This is a genomic window from Bacillus cereus group sp. BfR-BA-01309, assembly GCF_022664315.1.
GTDB lineage: Bacteria > Bacillota > Bacilli > Bacillales > Bacillaceae_G > Bacillus_A > Bacillus_A mobilis.
The window spans coordinates 17,866-40,525 of the sequence record NZ_JAKUHE010000010.1; the positions used below are offsets into that span (position 1 = coordinate 17,866).

Here is a 22,660-nt window from a genome sequence, read left to right on the forward strand (position 1 = left end):
AAAAAAAGGCCACTCTTATCGAAATAAGAGTAGCCTTCTTGACTAAGTGAACCGCTCTTATCTTTCAGGTTTTTTTCACCTGCAGGATTTGGCACCTTTCGTCTAAAACGAGGTTGCCGAAGTTTCATAGGGCCCGTCCCTCCACTTCTCAACATAAGAATTGTTTGATTGTTTTTTATTTATTATAATCATCTGAATAATAAAAATCAATACTTCAATACTTATTTTTCCGATAAACATTAAATGATATATGAAAAATCATATTGTTATAGAGATTTATAAGGGGATTATGTTGTTTTACTTGCGGATATAGAGAGGGGTATATTGTATCTTGTCGAAAACATCATGTATAACCAAGTTGCTTTACTTCTATCTTAAAAATACAGCAAAAGAGGTGTTAGTAGCATGAAAAATATACGATGCGAGAATTGTGGTTCTACTACATTTAAAGAAGGAAGAGTTGGATTTGCTTATCATGCATATGTTTGTGAGGATGATTCTAGTAGGCTCTTTTCAGTGGGAAAACGTTCCAAACTATTAACTACATTTTGTTTAGAATGTGGTGAGGTGAAATCATTTAGAGTGGAGAAGCCGGAGATATTTGAAGAATAAAATACTAGAATCGAGATGTCCTTCATGTGGAAAAAAAACTAATTTTCTTGGTAGATGTGGTTGTAGTTAATACAAATATCATTCCGGTGGAGGCTCTTTTTTTAAGTCAGGAATAAGTTTTTACTGCGGTACATATGAGCATAAATCATCTGATTATAAAATAAAAAAAACGCTCATTGGAGCGTTTCATCTATATACCTAATAATTACTTTTTCTTCACTTTGATCTAATAACTCTTTATACTTCAATATTACGTCAACCCCACGGCTCTCCATGCGTATATTGTATAACGTTTGTTGTACTAACCTTTGATTGTTCCGTTGAAACATTTACTCCATTTAATAGTATGACCGTAATTATTAATCCAATTGAACTGCTTATGATTCTTTTCATTTTAAAGCCCCTTTCTGAAAACCTTTTTCTTTTTCTTTATATCCTAAATAGAAGTATTCACTGGATTTTATTGAATTTCCTTCTTTATGATATTTAACCGCTAATTTTTCAGCATATTCCTGGACATATTGCCATAAACCTACTTCATTAAAGAAAGAAATTCCTTTAGAAATAGCTAACTCTAATTCTTCAGCAGAAACATTCTCATTCATTCCCTTTAGAATTGTAAAGTGATGTTCATATTCTTTTTGTTCTAGTTCATTACAGATTACTAATCCTTTTTCAATTAAAGATGCTGCAAGCTTTGTCTTTCCTAACTTTAAATTCTCTCTAGCTTCCAAAAAAATCGCTCTAAAGTGATTCGGGATTTTTTGTGATACTTCTGATAAATAACGAATTGCCAAATCAGATAGGTTTTGCTCTGCATACATAACCCCTAAGCTATGTCGAACTCGTAACATTAGCTCTTCTTCATTCTGCTTTTTCAAAATATCCAGAGACGACATAAAATAAACTTCTGCCTGTTCAAATTCATTTAGCTTTACACACGCTAACCCAAGAACATTGTCACATGCTGCGACCTTCCTACTATACCCGTACAGCCCTTCAAATATATTTCTTGCTCTGGTTGCATATTGAATAACTAAAATAGGCTGGCAAACATGATAATAGTAGCTGGATAGCTTAAAGTTAAATTCTGCTTTTTCGATTGGATCCTGAATCTTTTCCAACAAAGATTCTGCTATTCCATAATGCTTTTCAGCCACTTTAAAATCACCGTTTACCGTAGCATGAGAAGCCTTAAAGAAATGGTAATAATATAATAAAGATTCATCTGATGGCGCTTCATCTAGCTTCATTTTTCTTAGATCATTCTTAGATATGTCAGATTGATGGGGATAAAACTCTGCACTTAACATTTTAAATCTAAAATCTAAAAGTGCATAAAACTCTGTATTCTTTTGATTTTCTTCCATACTATTAATTTTTGTATCAATACTTTGTTTTAATTCCTTTGCCTTAACGAAATTCTGTGAACGGATTTCTCGATACCAATCATGTAAAAGTAAAGTGATTTCTTCCTTTTTTATTACGTGTACACTCATATAGCCCCTTCTCCTTTGTCTATAGATTACTAACATAATAACAAAAATAAACCTAGAAAACATTTAATTTTCTGAATATTATTGTTTCAAAAAAATTTCTCAATACATTTTCACCATTTCAACTCTTTAAACTTATAACTTGTTCTGTCCCTTATTCGTTTCTATATAAAAAATAAACATATAAATAGAAGATACTATAATTTTTTATAATTCTTGATTTCTCACTCTTCATTGCATGATAAATTTCCCCATACTAATTAACAACTAACATTAAAACTATTAATCCAATAAATACTTAGAAAAAATGGTTATCCATACATTAAATTGGTTAAATGTGGATATTTTAAAAGAAGATAAAAAGAACTAATCCCTAAAAGAGATTAGTTCAATATATCCAGAGTTATTATTATAGTACATAGTTTTATGAGCAAATGTTATATAATGTTGTGTGGGATACATAACCTGTCATCCCTTTATAAGTAACTTTTAACCACTGTTTAGAATTACTGTAATGACCTTGAACATATTCACCAGTTACCCATGTTCCAGTAATTTTCTCACCACTATTAAATGTATGTAAGACAGGTGATCCAACAGTGTAACCACTGCGCATCTTTGCACCATATGTACCTACCGTACCTCCCTTTGCACAAGCTGCTACTACAGTTTTATTTTCAGTAGTATTCGTAGCCGCGAAAGCAGAGCCGTTAAATGTAAACAAAGTAAACATAAAAGCTGTTAATAAAGTACAAATAGATAAGCGACGTAACAAAATAAATTCCCCCTTTTTTTATAATATATTGCTTCACAAATAATTATCTTAAATATTCTAACTATTTGCAATATATTAATGTTGAGAAATATTAGTTGGAGTTTTGAAATAAGATTTTATCAAAAATATTAACAAACTCATATTTTACAAAGAGAGCCCGGAAGTAGTCTTCTACCAACTATATAAAAGCCCCTCCACCTTAAGGCAAAGGGACTTTCCAATTCCTATTTCAAACTACCCGCAATCTCCGTAAAGATAACTCCAAGCGCATGTGCACCTGCATCTGGATAGCCTAAACTTCTTTCGCCAACTGTACCGGCACGGCCCATGCGAGCTACGATTTCTTTCGTATACTCTGCTCCTTTTTCAAAGGCAATTTTCACTATGTTTAAAATATATGAACACATAAATCCATTTACTTTTTACGAAAATAAAATTGTATTGTTTAGAATTTTAATGTTAATCAATTTGAAACTTTATGAGTTAATTAAATGTGATATTTAAAGAAGGAATTTGTAATGAAATACCCACATGATGGAATTAATGTTAAAAAACAAAAAAACTCTAACTAATTCGTCATGGCGATTTAGTTAGAGTTTTTTTGTTTGAAGTATTCACGAGTATCTACCCTTATCTTTTCAGGTAAAACAATATCAAGTTCTTTATCTAACCATGCAAGAGTCTTTTTACGAAGAAACTCACGCATGTGTTCTTCTGCTTCAAGCATCACTAAGTTAATTGTACAAGAAGAATTGCTAGGTTCACAAGAATTACAAGCCTCGTCTCGATATAGTAGGCCATTCTGCACAATATTTTTACATTGAAAAATAGGTTTTGGACCTTCGACAGCTTCTATTACATCCCAAAAAGAGATATCTTCTGGAGACTTAGCTAACCTATACCCTCCCTTTACACCTGGGACAGAATTCACAATGTCAGCTTTAGATAATTTACCGAAAACTTTTGAAAGAAATGTTTCAGAAAGTCCTTGAAACTCTGCCAAATCTTTTATTCCAACACTTTCCTTGGAAGGAGTATTAATTAAATAAACTAGGCAATGCAAGGCATATTCAACCCCAACACTATATTGCATATACAAATCACCTGCTTTTTATTTTAAGGGTTATCAAATTGTATCTTAGGACCATTTAGAATTTTAGTCAAATAAAAAAGGGCTCTTTTAGAATATTGTGTATTTCAATTGACAAAAATAATTTCAGAGTTTATATTAAAGACCAAGTTAATCGACGATTAATTCGGTCGGTAATTAAAACGTAAAAACTTTTAAAAAGGGGAAATACAAATGAACAAAACACTTATTATAAACGCACATCCGAAAGTGGATGATCCATCATCAGTCAGCATTAAGGTTCTTAACCACTTTTTAGTATCTTATAAAGAATTAATTCCTAATAATGAAACGATTGAACAGATTAATTTATACGATGATGTAGTACCAATGATAGATAAAACTGTTTTAAGCGCATGGGAAAAGCAAGGAAATGGACAAAAGTTAACTGATGAAGAACAAAAAGTAACAGAGCGTATGTCCGAGATTGTACAACAATTTAAAAGTGCAAATACGTATGTTATCGTATTACCTTTGCACAACTTTAATATTCCATCAAAATTAAAAGATTACATGGACAATATCATGATTGCACGTGAAACATTTAAATATACTGAAACTGGATCAGTCGGATTACTTAAAGATGGAAGAAGAATGCTTGTTATACAAGCAAGTGGAGGAATCTATACAAATGATGATTGGTATACAGAAGTGGAATACTCTCATAAATATTTAAAAGCAATGTTTAATTTCTTAGGTATTGAAGATTATCAAATCGTTCGTGCACAAGGAACAGCAGTACTAGATCCAAATGAAGTATTACAAAATGCGTATAAAGAAGTTGAAGAGGCGGCTTCTAGGTTGGCCAACAAATAAAGTGAAACTTTAATCAATGGGGGCGTTCATCCCCCACTGATTATCAGCCCTCACCAATTGGGCTTTTACGGGCAGTTGATCCCCACCTAACTTCTACGAAACAAAAGCACTCTTCTAATTAGAGTGCTTTTGTTTATATTTAATAAGTATTAATTCAGCCACTGTAATAGTTTGACAAAAAGATTCATTTGTATTTACTAATCCTCTACATTTACTCCAACTCTAATTGCTGTATCTATTTGTTGATTGTATACCGTTACTTTTTGAAAAGGATTATGTATTAAAATAGGCGTTAAATCATACACTCCTTTTTCTTTATTTATAGGGATTTGAGACTTTACAGTATAAACTGTATTTGGTTCTAAATCATAAAATAATACATCTTTATTATCTATAAATTTCATCTGCTCCCAATCAAAGAATTGTACTAATGCATATTGTTTTCTTGTATTGCTATTATTTCCGACTTTCGTATAGAAATTCAAGTTTTTATCTTTAGTAACTTCTTGAGTCAACCATCTCTTGTAATTATTTTCTTTAGCAATAAAAACACCATCTAGCATATCCTCTGTTTTCTTTTCTCCGTAACTATTAAATTTAACTTGATTATTTACAGTCTCATCCCCTCCTACTACTGTACTGAATCTTACAAATAGAAGATTGGATGAATCCGTTTGTTTCCTAAACTCTTCATCTAATATTTTTTTATCAGGGAATTTAGCAATGACAAAAACCACATCATGTAACCCTTTTGGTAATGGTGGGATTTCTATAGGAACTTCTACTGATTCTCCCGCACCTACTTGAAAAGTGAAATCTTTTGCTAACTCTCTACCATCAACTTTAAATTCACTTTGTTTATAATCTACAAGAAGAAACATCTTATAAACCCTTTCAGTTTTAATTAAATTCCCTAAAGAAATAAATTTTTTAAGACTTTGGTTTTCTTCTATATTAAAGTTAAAATCTTTCTCAATTTCTCCATTTTGATTATATATCCCAACATTAATCCCACCGGTTTCGGTGAAAGGCAATTTATCTCGATTTACTGTACTGGCAATAGTTGATTTGAAATTAGTGCTATCTAATTGGATTTTAGGCTGATTATTATTTTCTTGTGTCTTTTCAGTTTCCTTTTTGCAAGCACTAAACAACAATAACATTGATAATAACAGTATATATACCAGTCTGTTTCGATTCATTTTATCACCCCTAAATAAATTCTATAAATACGAAAAGCAAATTAGAAATATATTCTAATTTGCTCATGCGAACACCCTATTTTATCAAGTTCCGTAAGTTTCGGTCTTCCAGGTCTGGTAACCACTTAATCGGAATTCATGGTTTCCGTAAGCTTCACCATTATCCCAAAAATTATTACTAATAAATACTTTCGCACCTGTATAAATCTTACAAAATATCAATAACACAATCAATAACTTTTTTCAAAAATTTGGAATTACCTAATGTTTCTCAAAAATTGTATGTTTTTTTCAAATAATTCTTCTTTAAATATCTCTATGTACTGATGCCTTTTATAAAAAGATGAATCTGCATTTTTCAAATATAATAGATGTAAAATAGAATATACGAGATAATCTCCTTATCCCACTCAAAGTACTCCATAAGGTGGCCAACATAATTTTGAAGTCCAAAATAATAAACACCACCTTTTGAAGTGCTTTCTATCAATTAATCAGTTTTTCAACAATACAATTAAACAACCTGAACTTCATATTTATATGAGAACTCACGTTGCTTCTTTTAAAATCCTTATCTCAGTATTTATAAACACACATATCTTTACGAAGAGAATATCCAGCAAATTTACATATCAATCAACTATAAAAACCCCCTCCACCACAAGGCAGAGGGGACTTTCCAATTCCTATTTCAAACTACCAGCAATCTCCGTAAAGATAACCCCAAGTGCATGTGCACCTGCATCTGGATAGCCTAAGCTTCTTTCACCAACTGTACCAGCGCGGCCCATGCGAGCGACGATTTCTTTCGTGTACTCTGCTCCTTTAACCGCTGCTTCTGCGCCTTTTTCAAAGGCAGTTTTCATGTTTTCTTCGTTTGAAGCGCTAGCTAACCAAGAGTCTACGCATGGAGCAAGTGCGTCAACAAGTGTTTTGTCACCAACTACCGCTCCTCTACCGAACGATCTTTCACCGATAGATTGTATGCCTTGCAGTGCTGCTTGCAACACTTCAGCGAATTCTTTCACTGTTAGCTCACGCTTTTCGCCTGCTGCTTTACTAGCTGCGCGGAATGCTCCGCCCCAAATTGGACCAGATGCGCCGCCGCAATGTTCCATAATAATCATCGAACAACCGTCAAGGAATGATCCGATCGTTACGTTCTCTTGTTCTACGATAGAATGCCACTCACGTTTTAGTTGCTTAAATCCTTTTGCCACACTCATTCCGAAGTCGCCGTCACCAGCATGCGTGTCTAATTCACAGAATGGCACTTCGTTTTTAATAATAACGTCGCTCATTTTATCAACGAGATAAATCATGTTGTTTAATGTAATGACATTATCTTTAATAACAGCGTGCTCTTCTGCCGTTTCTATCTCAAAGGAAACTTCCTTCTCTTCTGTCTCTTCAAGCACATTTACGTACTCAACACTTTCAACTGGTCCATCTACTTTAAACGCTGGTGTATTACATTCTTTTGATAGTAATGTTTTTAGCTCATCATCTAATTTCATTACTGTTAAAGACATACCAGCCATATCGATACTCGTCATATAATTGCCAACGAATACTCTATTAATTGTAATGTTTCTAGCAGCTAGTTCTCGCGTCACTGCGTTGTTAAATAAGTAAAGTTCTTGCAGTGGTGTTCCGCCAAAACCGTTAACTAGAAGCGCAATTTCTTCGCCATCTTTTACTCCTAAATCTTTCATTAGATCATTTGTCATACGGTTCGCTAGTTCATCTGCTGACAACATTTTTTCACGTTTAATTCCTGGCTCGCCGTGAATACCTACGCCGTATTCCATTTCATTTTCCGCAAGTGTGAACGTAGGTGATCCGCTCGCTGGAACTGTACAAGACGTTAACGCTAAACCAATTGTGCGCACGTTAGCCGCTGCTTTTTCCGCTACAGCTTTCACCGCTCCTAAATCCATACCTGCTTCCGCTGCTGCGCCGGCAATTTTATGAACGAGAATAACGCCCGCAACGCCGCGGCGTCCTACTGTATACAAACTATCTTCTACCGCAATATCATCGTCTACTTTTACGTAGTCAACTTCAATTCCATCTTCCGTCGCTAAATGCGCTCCGTTTTTGAAATTCATAATATCGCCGCTGTAATTTTTAATAATTAATAACGTACCTTTTTTACTCGCTGTTTCTTTAATTGCTTGATATACCTGAATTTGTGAAGGTGAAGCAAACACATCTCCGCACACTGCCGCATCTAACATTCCTTTTCCGACTAGTCCTGCATGCGCTGGCTCATGACCACTACCGCCGCCACTAATTAACGTTACTTTATTTTCGTTCATTTCTTTCTTCTTAATGACTTTATATTTTTTCAAAAGCTCAAGCTCTGGGTGAGCCATAACCATTCCGTTGCACATTTCCATTACTAATGTTTCTGGTTTGTTTATAATCTTTTTCATTGTGATTCTCCCTCAATTCCTTTAATATATTGTGATATATTTGAAATCTTCTTCTTACTATCCATGTTAAAATGAAAGCGTTTTATAGTAAACGGACAAAATGGACAATCTGTCTAAAGACACCGCTCTCATTTGTAGGTAGGATTTTCATATTACTAACATTCTAGGGATGATTCAGATGACCTCTTCTATAATTTCTAAAAAGATAATCGCGAATTCATTGAAGTATTTAATGGAAACAGAGTCCTTTCATAAAATATCAGTGAGCGATATTATGTTACACTGTCAAATGCGTAGGCAAACTTTTTATTATCATTTTAAAGATAAATTTGAACTATTAAGCTGGATTTATAGAGAAGAAACGAAAGAAAACATTATCGACTTTCTCGACTATGAAACGTGGGAAAACATTTTCGATTTATTATTTGATTACTTTTATGAAAATCAAAAATTTTACCGAAATGCTTTTAAAGTCATTGAGCAAAACTCGTTTAATCACTATTTATTTGAGCATACGAAAAACTTATATATGAAGATTATTGATGAACTATCTGTGAGCTGTGGATTCAGCCTTTCTGATGAGACAAAAAATACGATTGCCTCCTTTTATAGTCACGGCTTCGTTGGAACGATAAAAGATTGGATTGAAAGCAAGTGCGAAGTAGATCCTTCCATTATGTCTTCTCTCATGAAAAATATGATAAACAATCAATTACTACTATTACTGGAGCAATCAGCAAAGTAATTAAAGGGTGGCAAAAGCAATGAAAAAGATTATGAATGATGTACAACATATCGTTCAAGATATGATGCATGGCTTTTATTTTGAACATAACGACAAAGTGAATTACGACGAAACAAATAACATCATTTATGTAAAAGATATCGAGAAACTGAAGCAAAACGTTGTCATTATAAGCGGCGGTGGTAGCGGACATGAGCCTGCTGATATCGGTTATGTAGGAAAAGGTATGCTGACGGCGGCCGTAAACGGAAGCATCTTCACTCCGCCTACAGTGGAACAAATTATTGCAGCAACTCGCCTCATGCCAAAAGATAAAAGTATTTTATTCATCATCAAAAACTTTAAAGATGACGTAGCAAATTTTCTAGCAGCAGAACAAATCGCAAAAGAAGAAGGTAGAAAAATTGACCACATCATCGTAAATGACGACGTTTCAATTGAAGATGATGCTTCTTTTAATAAAAGAAGACGCGGCGTCGCTGGTACTGTTTTTGTTCAAAAAATACTTGGTGCGGCCGCTCTTGCAGGTCACCCTTTAGACGAACTAACAACACTCGGCCGTTCTATCATCGAAAACTTACACACATTAGGAGTCGCCCTTTCACCTGCAAACGATCCGGTGAAAGGAAAAGCTTCATTTTCATTAAACGACGATGAAGTCTTTTACGGCGTCGGCATTCACGGAGAAAAAGGATACCGTAAAGAAGCATTATCCTCTTCTGAAATATTAGCAATCGAACTAATGAACAAACTTAAAAGCATTTATCGCTGGAGAAAAGGTGACAACTTCGCCATCCTCATTAACGGACTAGGCGCAACTCCACTAATGGAGCAATACATTTTCGCAAATGACATTCGACGCTTATGTGAGCTGGAAGGCTTACATGTGGAGTTCGTGAAAGTTGGTACCCTTCTAACTTCTTTAGATATGAAAGGTGTATCGCTCAGTTTGCTTAAGGTAGAAGATTTGGATTGGGTGAAGTGGTTGAAAGAAAGTACGGAAACTGCTAGTTGGTAATACAATTAAAGTATAGGTTGTTTCTTGAAATAAATTTTTAAATAACTCAAAATAACAAGCAAAAAGTCCCTTCAAAGTTAAAGGGACTTTTTAGTATGTAGAAATTAGCCTAAACCTACGATTACATCTCTTGAAAGGGGGCATTTTTATGTTATTCAGGTTTATTGAGGAGATTTTGTTTGAAGCAACTTTAACCCCATACCAATAAAAATCAGTCCTGTTATCTTATTTAGAATCATTCCTACCTTTTGGTTTCCTCTTAATTTTTTTGTAACATATGAAGAGAAATAAGCAACAAATAAACACCATAATAGTCCAGTTACTGTAAAAGTAAGTCCTAAAATGATAAAAGGCATAGGACCTGAAGCCTTTGTATCTATAAATTGCGGAAGAAACGCAATAAAGAATAAAGAGACTTTTGGATTCGTCAGACTTGTTAAAAGTCCTTGTACATATATCTTTCTAATGTTCAATTTATTGGATGAGGCCTGGAAAGCTACATTTGTCTTATCAAGTATCATTTTAATCCCTAAATATACAAGATAGATAACACCTATAACCTTAATAGTGTTAAATAGCACAATGGATTTTGTAAGTATAATAGATAAACCAAAAGCAACCAACAACGTATGAACTAAAGAACCAGTAATAATACCAAAAACAGAATACACACCTGCTTTTCTACCTTGTGAAATACTTCTCCCCACAATATACATGGTGTCTGCACCAGGAATTAAATTCAATAAAATTCCTGTTAGTAAAAACACTTCATAATTAATAATACCGTACATTTTAGCACCTCTATCTATTTTTTTGGTGCCCTTATTGATATTAAATTAAACAGACGAAAAAAGAAAGTATTTTCTATTTATTCAATAAAATTAGTGGATTTTTGAATCTACAAATGAAATCCAGCTATTAAAAAATTCAATTACTGAAGAATTCTGCCCTCAATATTACAGCAAATTTACATTAAAAATGTAAATCCTCATTTCCTTGATATTTTCCTTTACTAAGTCTTTTTCTTATGAATAATTCTGCAACAATTAAATTGGGTACCCACGCTAACCAAGCAATAATAGCGTAACTAAGTTCAAACCGCTCTATTCCAAATAGAACGATAAACAACGGTAGCCAAATTCTTAACGTAACTGCTCCAAAGGTTAAAGAATAATTTCTAATCATCCAATTCCGATGGTCTTTAATTTTTTTATTCTTAATTCTATTTAATGCTTGATATGCTGATGTTAGCCAAAATACGGATAACAAACCGAAACCTAACTTCGCTACCAATCCACCCGTAGCATAAAAGGATAGGTATAATCCAGAAACGCCTCCTAATAATATACCAACCATATAGATTCTCCCAATTATTCGATGACGGTTGATATTCCTTTCTCTAAATTTAGTGGATAATGTAAACGGACCAATTACTAATGCTACTATACTAGTTGTAATATGTATAAATAGCATCATATACCAGAACGCACTTAATTTAGATCCAAACATAAGCTTCACTTTTACAAGCCCTGTTTGAAAACCATCCATAATAAAATATTGGACAACAATATAGCTAGCTACTAAAAAAGCAAAACAAGTAACTACAAACCAAATTTTCCTGCTCAAATTTTACTGCCTCCTTATTACATTAAGGAATTAGATTATTCATTACTGTTCATTCTAGGGAAAAATAGAAAAGCCTTCTTTAATGATCTATTCGACACATTGTTTTTATAAACCGAATGACTTACATGAAACGAAGAATAAAATATATGATACAAGACCCTTCTTCATACATAAAAACCCTCAAGTATATCGTTCTATACTTGAGGGTTTACTCATCTCTCATTTTCTTACATCAATAATTAGCTCATCTGTAATCTGCTCAAGATGAAAAAATCTTTTTATATAATGGATATGTGACCATTTCTCTTCCCCACCAATAACAAATAATTCTTGCGCATCATACATAAATGAAAAGCTTGGATAGAAACTGTCAGCCTTTATTTCAATCTCACCAGTATGATTACTGATAATCTTATAATCTGCTGAATAGCTTAATAACGTATAGAGAGAATCTTGTGCTGATTGGAAGAAATACTAGAATCATTTTATAATCGAGATCGTAGCTTACAAGTCTCCAGGATAATAAATGAACATCGCCCCTACAAATGAACAAACTAAACAAAAAACAGCTTCGTATTTTATGACTAAAGAAGAGTTCGTATCAAGCTTTTTCCCCTCTCTTTTCAATATCATTTTAAATAATGCTATATATAATATTTTATATAATACATACCCAACAATCGCCCCGAGAGTATTCGTAAATACATCATCAATATCTGTAATTCTATTATTTAGTAATTGATTTAACTCAATTGCCAATGAAAAAAAGAATCCCGCACATACGGTGTTTTTCATTTTTCTAAACTGCGGCCAAATAGTCGGTAATAAAAAACCTAATGGCATAAACAGTACAATGTTCAAAAGATACGTCGTACTACCTGCCGTATCAAATAGAGTCAAGTTGATTTGACTTACACGAATCCACGTTTCGTATCTACTTATATCCCATACAGTCGCGATCTGCGTCACCCCATACACTAGTGAAAGGTAGAATAGAAAAACATATACCCATAGAAAATGCCGAACAGATATAGTTCTTTTCACTTTAAAATAAAATCCAATTTGAAACACAATACAAAACATAATAGTAAAAAAATAAGTATACAAATAACTCATCCAAACTCCTGTATCCATGTAGAATCCCCTAACTTTACAATTTCATCTATGACTTTGTTGTTTATAGGATAGGAAAAACTTTTAAAATAAAAAGTGGGGTAAATATAAAATTTCCCTTAAATCTTATGTTGGGTTTTATTATTACTCTTCTTAGTAATCCGCCATTTATAGCTAGGCAACAACATGCTTAAACTTAACAATATTATCACTTTTGCACGTAATCCTCGTAATACTTTAACCGATGAAGCATATATAAAATCATGTGAATCGTTTGTTCAGTTAAAACATGAAATTAAGAAATATATGACGTACTATAATCATTCTTGTTAGCAATAGAATATAAAGAAGATGACTCCTGTTTGCATACAGAAATCATCTTTTTTAGGTTACCGATTTTTTTAAAATGTCCTTTACAAAGGGTATAGATCAAGAGCAACTTATTCCTATTTAAAGTGATCAACTATACCTTCTTCCCTTAAAATCACTAAAACCCATTTACAAATCTATAAAAGTAGATATAATATCCTTATGGAACCTTTATTAATTTATAAAGCATTGTCAAATGAAACAAGATGTCAAATTTTATCATGGTTGAAAAATCCAGAAAACCATTTCGATGAAAAACCTTATCTAGAACAAGACCTTAACTTTCAAGTTGGAGTATGTGTAGGAGATATCCAGCTTAAGACTGGCTTAGCTCAATCGGTTATTTCTAGTTATTTATTAACTATGAAAAAAGCAGGCTTACTAGAGTCTGACCGAATTGGAAAATGGACCTACTATCGTCGAAACGAAAAAACAATACGAGAGTTTTCTGAATACGTACAAAACGAATTATAAAATGAAAGCTAATAATCAATCAGCATACTACTTGATTATTAGCTTTCACACATTCTGCTTTTTTACAGGTATCCAATGACTTTTTATAAATTGCACTGCCTATAAAAGCAAGAAACATAGAAAGGAGAATTTTTTTTAACACATCATATCTAGTTATTTAGATATCTGTTATTATATTTCGAATTACATACTCCTGATAATATTGGCATCCAATCATGCTTATAATAATGCTTCTTTGTTAATGAATTTATTTTCAAAATACTGATACGAATGGAGAGTTTTATAAATGAAAAAAGTAAATCCTTTACTTATTCTGACACTCGCAATAGGTGTGTTCGGAATTATTACTACCGAGATGGGTATTGTCGGCGTATTACCACAACTCACTCAAAAATTCGGAATTTCAACTACACAAGCTGGATTTTTAGTAAGTATATTTGCACTAGTTGTTGCTATTTCTGGTCCGTTTTTAATTCTGCTCGTCTCTAGTATGAATCGCAAAATAATTTTATTAACAGCAATTTTCATATTTGTTATTTCAAATTTAATCTACGCTTATACAACACAATTTGAAATCATGCTTATTTTTCGTATTTTACCGGCTGCGCTTCATCCACTCTTCTTTTCAATCGCTCTTGTAACAGCTGCTAAACTTGTCCCTCCAGAAAAGAGCGGTCAAGCAGTTACAAAAGTTTTCATGGGAATTACCGTTGGCTTTGCTTTAGGTGTTCCACTAACCTCTTATCTTGCAGACCAATTTTCACTCGAAATCGCTTTCTTATTCGGAGCATTCGTTAACACTCTTGCATTCATTGGAATACTACTCCTACTTCCTTCTATGCCTGTTAAAGAAAAAATGTCTTTCGGCAAACAAATTCGTATACTCGGCAAACCAGGATTATGGTTAAATATTTTAACCGTCACATTCCTTTTTGCAGCCATGTTTTCCGTATACAGCTACTTCGCTGAGTACCTTGCAAAAGTAACTTCCATGAATGGATCTCTCATCAGTATCATGCTATTCATATTTGGTATAGTTATGATTTTGGGTAATCATTTATTTGGTGGTCTCCTGCAAAAAAGTATAATAAACACTGTAATATCATTCCCTATTCTATATTCTATTGTTTACATATTGGTTTATTATTTAGGTTCCTACCTTGTTCCAATGATTTTTATAGTATTCATTTGGGGAATCGTACATGCTGGTGGATTAATTGTTGGTCAAACATGGTTAATAAGTGAAGCTAAAGAAGCACCTGAATTTGGTAACAGTCTATTCGTTTCGTTCTCAAATCTCGGAATTACTTTAGGAACCACTATTGGAGGTTGGTTCATTTCAAACTTAGGTATTCACCAGCTTATTTGGAGCGGATTTATATTCACACTACTCTCATTTCTATTAATTATAATAAAACTAAAATTTTTCAATTCTAATAGCCAGGCTTCATTATCAAGCTAGTACATTTTCAGTTCCAAATTCGATATGGAACATTTCACAAAACAACTTAACATGGTAAAATAATATTCGGACGGGAGTCCAATATTATTAAAATTAAGATGGTTCAAGTCGGAGGAAGGCACCTTAGGGTGTTTTTTCTTTATTTTCAAAAGGACCTGCTCAATTATTGTGTAAAAAACATAAAGTAAGTTGAATCCATTAAAATACATGAGTGACCCCTTGTTTTCCCCTCTTATTAAAGGAGGAACTATTATGGGATTTGGTGGTAGTTGTAGTAGTGGTTGTGGCGGCGGCTTTGCTTTACTAGTTGTATTGTTTATTTTATTAATCATTGTTGGAGCTTCTTGCTTCTGCTAAAAAACTATCGGAAACGACACTCTTATATGGGTGTCGTTTCTTTGTAATAAAAATCATCCAAATTAGTTATTTACACAGCACTTTATTCCTTCTCATCCCTCATACTGTAATACCCCAAATTAATAATAACCAAGAAATACCCACCCATAATTCCAGCTGCAAATGTCCACATGTACTCACGGTGTTCAATTTCATACATAATAATCGCGCCGAGTATAGCCGCTGCAAATCGATTCATCATGCCGAGCATTGGTGCTTTTTCTTTTTTTACGATGCTATTTCCGAACTTTTCGATACGCCTTCCTAAGATCCAGGCGCAGTACATACTAACTAAAAGGCCAATGCTTATCCCTACAAACTGGGCTGAAAAAGGTGTCATCAACCATCCCAGTAACATCACGCCTAGCAAACAATATATTTGTATGTTGAATGATCTTAATGCCATACGAATCATGTTATGCTCCTTATCTTTCCTATTAATCCCATCTTTCGGAATTCAAGCTTTCCGATATATCTTTTTTAAAATGGGGGAATTTGATTTTGCTCACCATTAAATAAGCGAGTACGCATGTGCCAAATGCCACGGAAACTGGATTATTTAGGAGGCATAAAATGAGGAGACACATTGCCGCAAATGGAATGGGCATTCCGATAAAGGTCGGGAGTTTGCTTTGTTGTGTATTAAATCTCGCAAGCCGAAGCATTCCGCAAATACTATAAGCGAGCGCACATATCATCCCGATAGACTGCAAATCTTTTAAAGCAACACTATACGCAAGAATAGATGGTGCCACACCGAAGGTCACTAAATCCGCAAATGAGTCTAACTCTCCGCCTATTTCCGAAACAGCATCTAGTTTCCGAGCGACCATACCATCAAACAGATCAAATACCATACCTGTAATAATGAACATAACTGCACCATACATATCATGAACGAAAACAGCGTGAATAGCCAACAGCCCACACACAAAATTTGCTATCGTAATCATATTTGGTATGTAACTCATCACACGCTTCTCCTCCTTTCTGCTAATTGCTTCATCTTGCTTCTTACTCATTAGACTCAAGATCCTTCTGTTTTTCTTCCAATATCACTTTATTTATTTTCGTTAACGTATCAGTCATTTGCTGCAACGCTTCGATATCAATCTTTGAGAAATATTTCTCGATTAATACATCATCTAACTTCGACAATTGCTCCATATACTTACTACCGTTTGGACCAAGTGTAAGGAAATACTCCCTTTTATTATTCGGATTAACTTGTTTTGAAATCATCTGTTGCTTTTCCAATTTCGATAAAACTTGGCTCACCGCACTTTTCGTTATATTAAAAGTACTCGCAATGTTATTTGCTGTCGTGTTTTCATTTAAATTAATATGAAATAGCATGCTCTCTTGCTGCCCAGTAAGACCGAACTCATCCTTTAAATCTTGAAATAGTAAAATGTAGAGTTCCGTGTAGGCGCGATTCATTTCATTAATTACTTCTTTATATGATTTAGTCATAGCGTTCTTCCTCCATGCTGTTATTTCGTTTTAATAGTTTAGTTCACTTAACTAAACTATATTATACCTTTATGTTCGTGTAAAGGGAAATATCGCTCCGTACTTTATTCACAATGAAAAAAAGAAGACATCAATTAAGATGTCTCCCTTTCATACTCAAGACTCCAAACTCTTACCATTCGTCTTAATTACTTCCTTATACCAATCGAAGCTTTTCTTCTTCGATCTTTTTAATGAACCTTTTCCTTCATTATCTTTATCAACGTATATATATCCGTAACGTTTTTTCATTTCTCCAGTCGAAGCACTTACAAGGTCAATTGGGCCCCAGCTTGTATATCCGATAATATCTACTCCATCTTGGATGGCTTCGGACATTTCAATCATATGTTTTTGTAAGTAATCAATACGGTATTCATCATTCACTTCTTCTTCACCATTTAATTGATCGATTGCACCGAGACCATTTTCAACAACAAATAACGGTTTTTGGTAACGATCGTACAGTTGGTTTGCTGTAATACGGAAGCCTTTCGGGTCAATCGTCCATCCCCACTCTGATTTTTCAAGGTATGGATTTTCAACAGAACCGAATACATTTCCGCTCGTTATGCTTTTTAACACTTCTGGATCTGTACTTGTTGCTCGGCTTGAATAGTAGCTAAAGCCAATATAATCAACTGTATGCTCTTTTAAAATTTCCTCATCTTCTTTTTCCATTTCAATTGTTACATTATTATCCTTAAAGAAGCGTTTTGCGTATCCAGGATATGCTCCTCTTGCTTGTACATCAATGAAGAAGAATGATTCACGGTCTTGTTCCATCGCACGAAGAACGTCGTCTGGATTACATGTATATGGATACGTTGCACCCGCAGCAAGCATACAACCGATTTTCGCATCTGGAATGATTTCATGACACGCTTTTACAGCTAACGCACTTGCAACAAGTTGGTGATGCGCTGCTTGATACTGAATTTGTTTTTTATTATCCCCTTCTTTAAACGCTAGACCTGCTCCCATGAAAGGTAAATGTAAAAGCATATTAATTTCATTAAACGTCATCCAATATTTCACTTTATCTTTATATCTATTAAAGATCGTTTTTGCGTACGTCTCGAAGAAGTTTACAAGCTTTCTACTTCTCCAGCTTCCATACTTTTCTACTAAATGAACAGGTACATCGAAGTGAGCCATCGTAACAACTGGTTCAATACCGTGCTTTAACAGTTCATCAAACAAATTATCATAAAACTGTAATCCTGCTTCATTTGGCTTTTCATCTTCACCACTTGGGAAAATACGCGTCCACGCAATCGATACACGTAACGCTTTAAATCCCATTTCTGCAAAGAGTGCAATATCTTCTTTATAACGATGATAAAAATCAATCGCTTCGTGTGACGGGTAAAACTCTCCTTCTACAGGTGTAAAGGAATGAATATTTCCTTTCATAATATCCCAGCGATTTTCACCAGTTGGTAATAGATCAACCGTCGTTAATCCTTTTCCGTCTTCTACATATGCACCTTCAACTTGATTGGCTGCAGTTGCTCCACCCCATAAAAATCCTTTTGGAAAATTAACTTTAGACATATAGAAAAACTCCTTTATATAAGAATGAACGAGGAAAGCTATTGTAAGTTTTAAAGAATACCTTTCTTCGTTTGAACCTGTATGAAATGTAACTACTATTTAACTCCTAACTTTAGTAAGGAATCTCCTGCTTGAATCTTTTCTATTTCCGTTTTTTTGATGCTATATTTATCATAATTTGTAACAACAACTGGTGTTGTCACAATATAACCCGCCTTTTGAATTTCATCTATATTAAACTCAATAAGTAATTGTCCTTTTTCTACTCTCACTCCTTGTTCAATATGAGAAGAGAAAAATTCGCCATTTAATTTCACAGTATCCATTCCAATATGGATTAAAATTTCAGCACCTGAATCCGCCGTAATTCCTACTGCATGATTCGTCGGGAACAGCGCAGAGATTATACCTGAAACTGGTGAAAACAACTTTCCTTCTGAAGGCTCAATCGCGACTCCTTCACCTAGCGCACCTGATGCAAATGCAGCATCGTCAATATTTTGCAGCGGCATAACGACGCCATGGAAAGGACTAAAGATTACTTCATCATCGTTTGATGCAGCGATTTTATCAATTGTTTCAGCTGTTTCTGTAGATGTTTGCTTTTTCGTAAAACCAAATAAGTAAGTTAGAACAAAACCTACTATTAAAGAAACAACCATCGAAATAATTGCTCCCCAAAATCCAGCTGTAATCCCATCTTTCGGACTAATGAATGTCGGAAGCGTAAATATACCAAGTCCGCCTGTCATATAAGCTTGTGTACCAAATACGCCAAGTATTGCGCCGCCAATTCCTCCAGCGATACAGCTCATAATAAACGGCTTTTTAAGAGGAAGTGTAATACCATAAATCGCCGGCTCTGTAACACCGAAAATACCTGAAATAAAAGCTGGAATACTAAGTGTTTTTAATTTCTTGTCTTTCGTTTTCATCCAAACACCAAGCACAGCACCAATTTGAGCAAATGAAGCGGCAAATATAAGCGCTAGTATCGGATCCACACCGTTTACTGCTAAATTGTTATAGCCAATCGGAACAACGCCCCAATGAAGGCCAAATATGACAAGTACTTGCCAGAAAGCACCGAGTAAAGCACCCGCTACTAATGGGCTTGCATGATAAACCCAAAGCGTCGCCTGTCCTAAAAACTGCCCTGCCCACGTCGCAATTGGGCCAATAACGAGAAATGTAACTGGTACAACGATTAATAATGTGAAGAATGGTAATAAAAATGTTTTCACAACATCTGGAATAATTTTCTTTAAAGACTGTTCTACTTTCGCTCCAAAATAAGCAGCAAGAATAATTGGAATAACAGATGATGCATAGTTCATTAAAATAACTGGTATTCCTAAAAACGTAATATGAATTGGTGATTCAAACATCGTTCCTGCAAATAACGTATATAATGGCTCACTTGCTTTTAAACCTGATAAAGCTGGATAGACTAACGCTCCTCCAATTGCCATACCGATGAATGGTGATCCCCCGAATTTCTTACTTGCTGTATATCCAAGGAAAATCGGGAAGAAATAAAATAACGAATCTCCAACTGCATTTAATATTTGATACGTTCCTGACTGTGTACTTAACCAGCCTAACGCTACAAATAATGCATTAAATCCTTTAATCATCCCTGTTGCAGCTAGCACTCCTAAAATAGGAGTAAAAATGCTAGAAAGAATATCTATAAGACTACTCTTTTTCTTCTCGCTCGTAGTTTCTTCCTCAGCTTCTTGAAACCCTCCAACAGCAATAACCGCTTTGTATACGTCCGATACATGGTTACCAATTACAACTTGATATTGTCCGCCGCTTTTCATAACAGTCACAACATCTTCCATACTTTTCAGTACTTCTGTATTTGCTTTCCCCTCATCTTTTAACTGAAATCGTAAGCGAGTTATACAATGTACAACGCTATGTATATTTTCTCTTCCGCCAACATGTTTCAGTATATCTTTTGCTAATTTTTCATACTTCATAGTAATTTCCCTCCCTACAATCATCCCATTTATTATTTTTTATAAAAGAAAAAACCTAAACTAACCATAACGGTGTGATACATACGAATCACTCCATTACAAGTCAATTTAGGTTTTGCCTGCCAAACAGTAACAATCCCGTTTATTCAATTACATAATTCATTACGTTTCGTTACACGATGAATGTGCAACGTTAAGTACACCTTTTCATCTTTTGAAAGATGACTATTATGTGCTTTTCGTAAGTATGCTTCAATTTTTTCTGTACAACAATATGCCTCTTCATACTTACTTTTCACTTGCTCGTATAAAAAATCATCATCGGCCGAGTTCAATTCCTTCTGCATTAAACGCTGCGCAAAGTATCGTAAATGCGTTACAAACCGGCTAAAATTAAATGAACTTTCATCTAAGTTCATCTTATAGTGGTACTTTACAACATTTAAAATATCTTGGACGATTTTCGTCATCGCTACCGTTTGTTGCATCGCCGGCTCTCCTTGCTGTGCATTAACGAAATGTAGTGCAATTGACCCTGCTTCATCTTCAGAAAGTCTAAGCCCAGTCTCTTCTTCAATTATGTTCAAAGCTTGTAGACCAATTTCAAACTCATTCTGATAGAACCTCTTAATCTCCCAAAGCAAAGTATTTTTAAGATCCATTCCTTCTTTATGCCGAGTTAAGGCGAAACTTAAGTGATCTGTTAATGTAAGATAAATATAATCACTTAAAGTCCCCGGCAAAGCTGTCTTAGCAAACTGAATAATTCTCTCTGTAATCTCTAAATTTTCTACAGGAATTTCAGTTAGCAACCTAGCAAGTTTCTCTGATAATTCTCTTGTTTCTAGCACAAAGGTCTTTTCTACCTTAGATTCATCAATCGTATCGCCTACTTTTTTCTGAAATCCCAAACCTCTGCCCATCAGTACAACTTCTGTCTCAGTATCCTTCATCGTACAAACAACATTGTTATTTAAGATTTTATGGATCTTCATATTGTTCCGCCTTCTTCTTCTTAAAGTCACAAAAGGTAATAAAAAAACCTAAACTGATTCCAAAAGCCACACTACACCCGTAGCCTCTAGATCAATTTAGGTTTTGCCTGCCGAACAGTAACAATCCTTTTACTTATTAACTTACCTTTATTATACACAAAGAGTAAGCGGTTGCAATGATAAATTATTGAATATTTTTTTACAAGGAAAAATACTAACCGTTTATCAGCTGTTGCTTACATTCATTACAAGACTAGTTATATACAGCATTATATTTTACAATTACTATAGGGAATATATATTTTTCACTACATGTACCATTCTGAATAATTAAACATAATTATCGATAAAATTCCATATAGACCCAGTAATGGTTAAAATGTTATAATGAAATTACCCTACATAGTTACTCATATTTAGCTTGAGGAACTAGCGTCTTATTAAGCAATGCGCATAAATTAGATAAAAAAGACACTTTTTACAGTGTCTTTTTTATTTATATTCTCATAGGAAGTATCTCTTTTATAAACAAAATTTATTAATTAAAGAAGGAGACTATCATATGGAGCATCCTCTAGCAAGAGAACTACGTAACATACGTATATGCCTGATCATCTTAATCATTGTCATTGCATTTTGGGATCGTGAGAAAACTGTTGATATCACTGACCATGATAGTGATCCTAGCTTAAATATTAGCAATATGACCCAAGTTGGCGATAATACATTTGCCTATAAAGACGAATCTAATCGAATTAAAATATTTAAGTTTGACCCGGATACAAATGAAATAAAACTAATAAAAGAGTTTTATGCTAGCGAATATTAATTACATAAAGTGAAACTTTAATCAGTGGGGGTTTTCTTCATCCCCCACTGATTATCAGCCCTCACCAATCGGACTTTTATGGGCAGTTGATCCCCCACCTAACTTCTT

24 protein-coding genes, 2 pseudogenes and 1 riboswitch are annotated in these 22,660 nt (G+C 34.1%); of the genes and pseudogenes, 9 read left to right on the forward strand and 17 right to left on the reverse strand.

The annotated features are described in order from the left end of the window. Window positions 1-54: 54 nt before the first annotated feature. Window positions 55-160, reverse strand: a riboswitch (SAM riboswitch). Window positions 161-405: 245 nt separating this feature from the next. Then, on the forward strand, window positions 406-612 hold the full coding sequence (locus MR115_RS18975) for a hypothetical protein (RefSeq protein ID WP_016133805.1): 207 nt from the start codon (window positions 406-408) through the stop codon (window positions 610-612). Between the two features lie 255 nt (window positions 613-867). Here MR115_RS18975 and MR115_RS18980 read toward each other — a convergent pair whose 3' ends face one another. From MR115_RS18980 to MR115_RS19000, 5 genes are all read right to left on the reverse strand, one after another. Then, window positions 868-1,005 (reverse strand): Phr family secreted Rap phosphatase inhibitor, encoded by a 138-nt coding sequence (locus MR115_RS18980; RefSeq protein WP_073518968.1) that lies wholly within the window; start codon window positions 1,003-1,005, stop codon window positions 868-870. Then, on the reverse strand, window positions 1,002-2,111 hold the full coding sequence (locus MR115_RS18985) for a response regulator aspartate phosphatase (RefSeq protein ID WP_242242311.1): 1,110 nt from the start codon (window positions 2,109-2,111) through the stop codon (window positions 1,002-1,004). The genes MR115_RS18980 and MR115_RS18985 overlap by 4 nt, the downstream gene beginning before the upstream one ends. 421 nt (window positions 2,112-2,532) lie before the next feature. Next, window positions 2,533-2,883 carry an SH3 domain-containing protein gene (locus MR115_RS18990; protein WP_088028890.1) on the reverse strand — a complete coding sequence of 117 codons (351 nt, stop codon included), beginning with the start codon at window positions 2,881-2,883 and terminating at the stop codon, window positions 2,533-2,535. A gap of 224 nt (window positions 2,884-3,107) precedes the next feature. After that, entirely contained in the window at window positions 3,108-3,290 is a 183-nt protein-coding gene (locus MR115_RS18995) for a DAK2 domain-containing protein (RefSeq protein ID WP_000337298.1), read from the reverse strand. A gap of 179 nt (window positions 3,291-3,469) precedes the next feature. Then, a complete protein-coding gene (locus MR115_RS19000; RefSeq protein ID WP_016101675.1) occupies window positions 3,470-3,976 on the reverse strand; it encodes an RrF2 family transcriptional regulator in 507 nt (168 codons plus the stop codon). 210 nt (window positions 3,977-4,186) lie between these two features. On the opposite strand from MR115_RS19000, the gene MR115_RS19005 reads away from it, so the two are divergent. Next, the gene (locus tag MR115_RS19005; protein ID WP_242242312.1) at window positions 4,187-4,828 is read left to right on the forward strand and encodes an FMN-dependent NADH-azoreductase; all 642 of its coding nucleotides are present in this window, start codon (window positions 4,187-4,189) and stop codon (window positions 4,826-4,828) included. 197 nt (window positions 4,829-5,025) lie between these two features. On the opposite strand, the gene MR115_RS19010 is transcribed toward MR115_RS19005, so the two are convergent. Together MR115_RS19010 and dhaK are read right to left on the reverse strand one after the other, a co-directional pair. Further along, on the reverse strand, window positions 5,026-6,030 hold the full coding sequence (locus MR115_RS19010; protein WP_242242313.1) for a hypothetical protein: 1,005 nt from the start codon (window positions 6,028-6,030) through the stop codon (window positions 5,026-5,028). Between the two features lie 686 nt (window positions 6,031-6,716). Next, a complete protein-coding gene (dhaK, locus tag MR115_RS19015) occupies window positions 6,717-8,468 on the reverse strand; it encodes a dihydroxyacetone kinase subunit DhaK (protein WP_242242315.1) in 1,752 nt (583 codons plus the stop codon). 178 nt (window positions 8,469-8,646) lie between these two features. On the opposite strand from dhaK, the gene dhaS reads away from it, so the two are divergent. Continuing rightward, the gene (dhaS, locus tag MR115_RS19020) at window positions 8,647-9,213 is read left to right on the forward strand and encodes a dihydroxyacetone kinase transcriptional activator DhaS (RefSeq protein WP_000204220.1); all 567 of its coding nucleotides are present in this window, start codon (window positions 8,647-8,649) and stop codon (window positions 9,211-9,213) included. A gap of 19 nt (window positions 9,214-9,232) precedes the next feature. Then, window positions 9,233-10,231 (forward strand): DhaKLM operon coactivator DhaQ, encoded by a 999-nt coding sequence (gene dhaQ, locus MR115_RS19025; protein WP_242242317.1) that lies wholly within the window; start codon window positions 9,233-9,235, stop codon window positions 10,229-10,231. A 161-nt stretch (window positions 10,232-10,392) separates the two neighbouring features. Here the strand turns inward: dhaQ and MR115_RS19030 are convergent, their stop codons facing one another. The 4 genes and pseudogenes from MR115_RS19030 to MR115_RS19045 form a co-directional block, all read right to left on the reverse strand. Next, window positions 10,393-11,022, reverse strand: coding sequence for a LysE family translocator (locus tag MR115_RS19030; RefSeq protein WP_242242319.1), 630 nt, complete (start codon window positions 11,020-11,022; stop codon window positions 10,393-10,395). A gap of 181 nt (window positions 11,023-11,203) precedes the next feature. Then, window positions 11,204-11,857 carry a DUF2306 domain-containing protein gene (locus MR115_RS19035; RefSeq protein WP_242242321.1) on the reverse strand — a complete coding sequence of 218 codons (654 nt, stop codon included), beginning with the start codon at window positions 11,855-11,857 and terminating at the stop codon, window positions 11,204-11,206. Window positions 11,858-12,076: 219 nt separating this feature from the next. Next, window positions 12,077-12,331 (reverse strand): annotated as a pseudogene (locus MR115_RS19040) (hypothetical protein); the annotation flags it as partial. 30 nt (window positions 12,332-12,361) lie between these two features. Beyond that, the gene (locus MR115_RS19045; protein ID WP_242242323.1) at window positions 12,362-12,991 is read right to left on the reverse strand and encodes a VanZ family protein; all 630 of its coding nucleotides are present in this window, start codon (window positions 12,989-12,991) and stop codon (window positions 12,362-12,364) included. Window positions 12,992-13,207: 216 nt separating this feature from the next. Between MR115_RS19045 and MR115_RS19050 the strand changes: the two are divergent. The 4 genes and pseudogenes from MR115_RS19050 to MR115_RS19065 all read left to right on the forward strand — a co-directional run. Continuing rightward, window positions 13,208-13,294 (forward strand): annotated as a pseudogene (locus tag MR115_RS19050) (TetR family transcriptional regulator); the annotation flags it as partial. A 207-nt stretch (window positions 13,295-13,501) separates the two neighbouring features. Then, a complete protein-coding gene (locus tag MR115_RS19055) occupies window positions 13,502-13,813 on the forward strand; it encodes an ArsR/SmtB family transcription factor (protein WP_000433539.1) in 312 nt (103 codons plus the stop codon). A 286-nt stretch (window positions 13,814-14,099) separates the two neighbouring features. Beyond that, on the forward strand, window positions 14,100-15,275 hold the full coding sequence (locus tag MR115_RS19060) for an MFS transporter (RefSeq protein ID WP_242242325.1): 1,176 nt from the start codon (window positions 14,100-14,102) through the stop codon (window positions 15,273-15,275). Window positions 15,276-15,527: 252 nt separating this feature from the next. Further along, window positions 15,528-15,632 (forward strand): YjcZ family sporulation protein, encoded by a 105-nt coding sequence (locus tag MR115_RS19065; protein WP_000505689.1) that lies wholly within the window; start codon window positions 15,528-15,530, stop codon window positions 15,630-15,632. An 82-nt stretch (window positions 15,633-15,714) separates the two neighbouring features. Here the strand turns inward: MR115_RS19065 and MR115_RS19070 are convergent, their stop codons facing one another. The 6 genes from MR115_RS19070 to licT form a co-directional block, all read right to left on the reverse strand. After that, window positions 15,715-16,086: an ATP synthase subunit I gene (locus MR115_RS19070; protein ID WP_242242326.1), complete on the reverse strand. Its 372-nt coding sequence runs from the start codon at window positions 16,084-16,086 to the stop codon at window positions 15,715-15,717. A 22-nt stretch (window positions 16,087-16,108) separates the two neighbouring features. After that, on the reverse strand, window positions 16,109-16,693 hold the full coding sequence (gene pssA, locus MR115_RS19075; protein ID WP_242242327.1) for a CDP-diacylglycerol--serine O-phosphatidyltransferase: 585 nt from the start codon (window positions 16,691-16,693) through the stop codon (window positions 16,109-16,111). Then, window positions 16,686-17,144, reverse strand: coding sequence for a MarR family winged helix-turn-helix transcriptional regulator (locus MR115_RS19080; protein WP_061672076.1), 459 nt, complete (start codon window positions 17,142-17,144; stop codon window positions 16,686-16,688). Before MR115_RS19080 ends, pssA begins: the two co-directional genes overlap by 8 nt. Window positions 17,145-17,300: 156 nt before the next feature. Then, the gene (locus MR115_RS19085; protein WP_063263238.1) at window positions 17,301-18,740 is read right to left on the reverse strand and encodes a 6-phospho-beta-glucosidase; all 1,440 of its coding nucleotides are present in this window, start codon (window positions 18,738-18,740) and stop codon (window positions 17,301-17,303) included. A 95-nt stretch (window positions 18,741-18,835) separates the two neighbouring features. Beyond that, entirely contained in the window at window positions 18,836-20,728 is a 1,893-nt protein-coding gene (locus tag MR115_RS19090; protein WP_242242328.1) for a beta-glucoside-specific PTS transporter subunit IIABC, read from the reverse strand. A 146-nt stretch (window positions 20,729-20,874) separates the two neighbouring features. Further along, window positions 20,875-21,723, reverse strand: a complete 849-nt coding sequence (gene licT, locus MR115_RS19095) for a BglG family transcription antiterminator LicT (RefSeq protein WP_242242329.1) — start codon at window positions 21,721-21,723, stop codon at window positions 20,875-20,877. 562 nt (window positions 21,724-22,285) lie between these two features. Here licT and MR115_RS19100 point away from each other — a divergent pair. Then, window positions 22,286-22,552 carry a YmzC family protein gene (locus MR115_RS19100; RefSeq protein ID WP_242242330.1) on the forward strand — a complete coding sequence of 89 codons (267 nt, stop codon included), beginning with the start codon at window positions 22,286-22,288 and terminating at the stop codon, window positions 22,550-22,552. The last annotated feature ends 108 nt before the right edge of the window (window positions 22,553-22,660 follow it).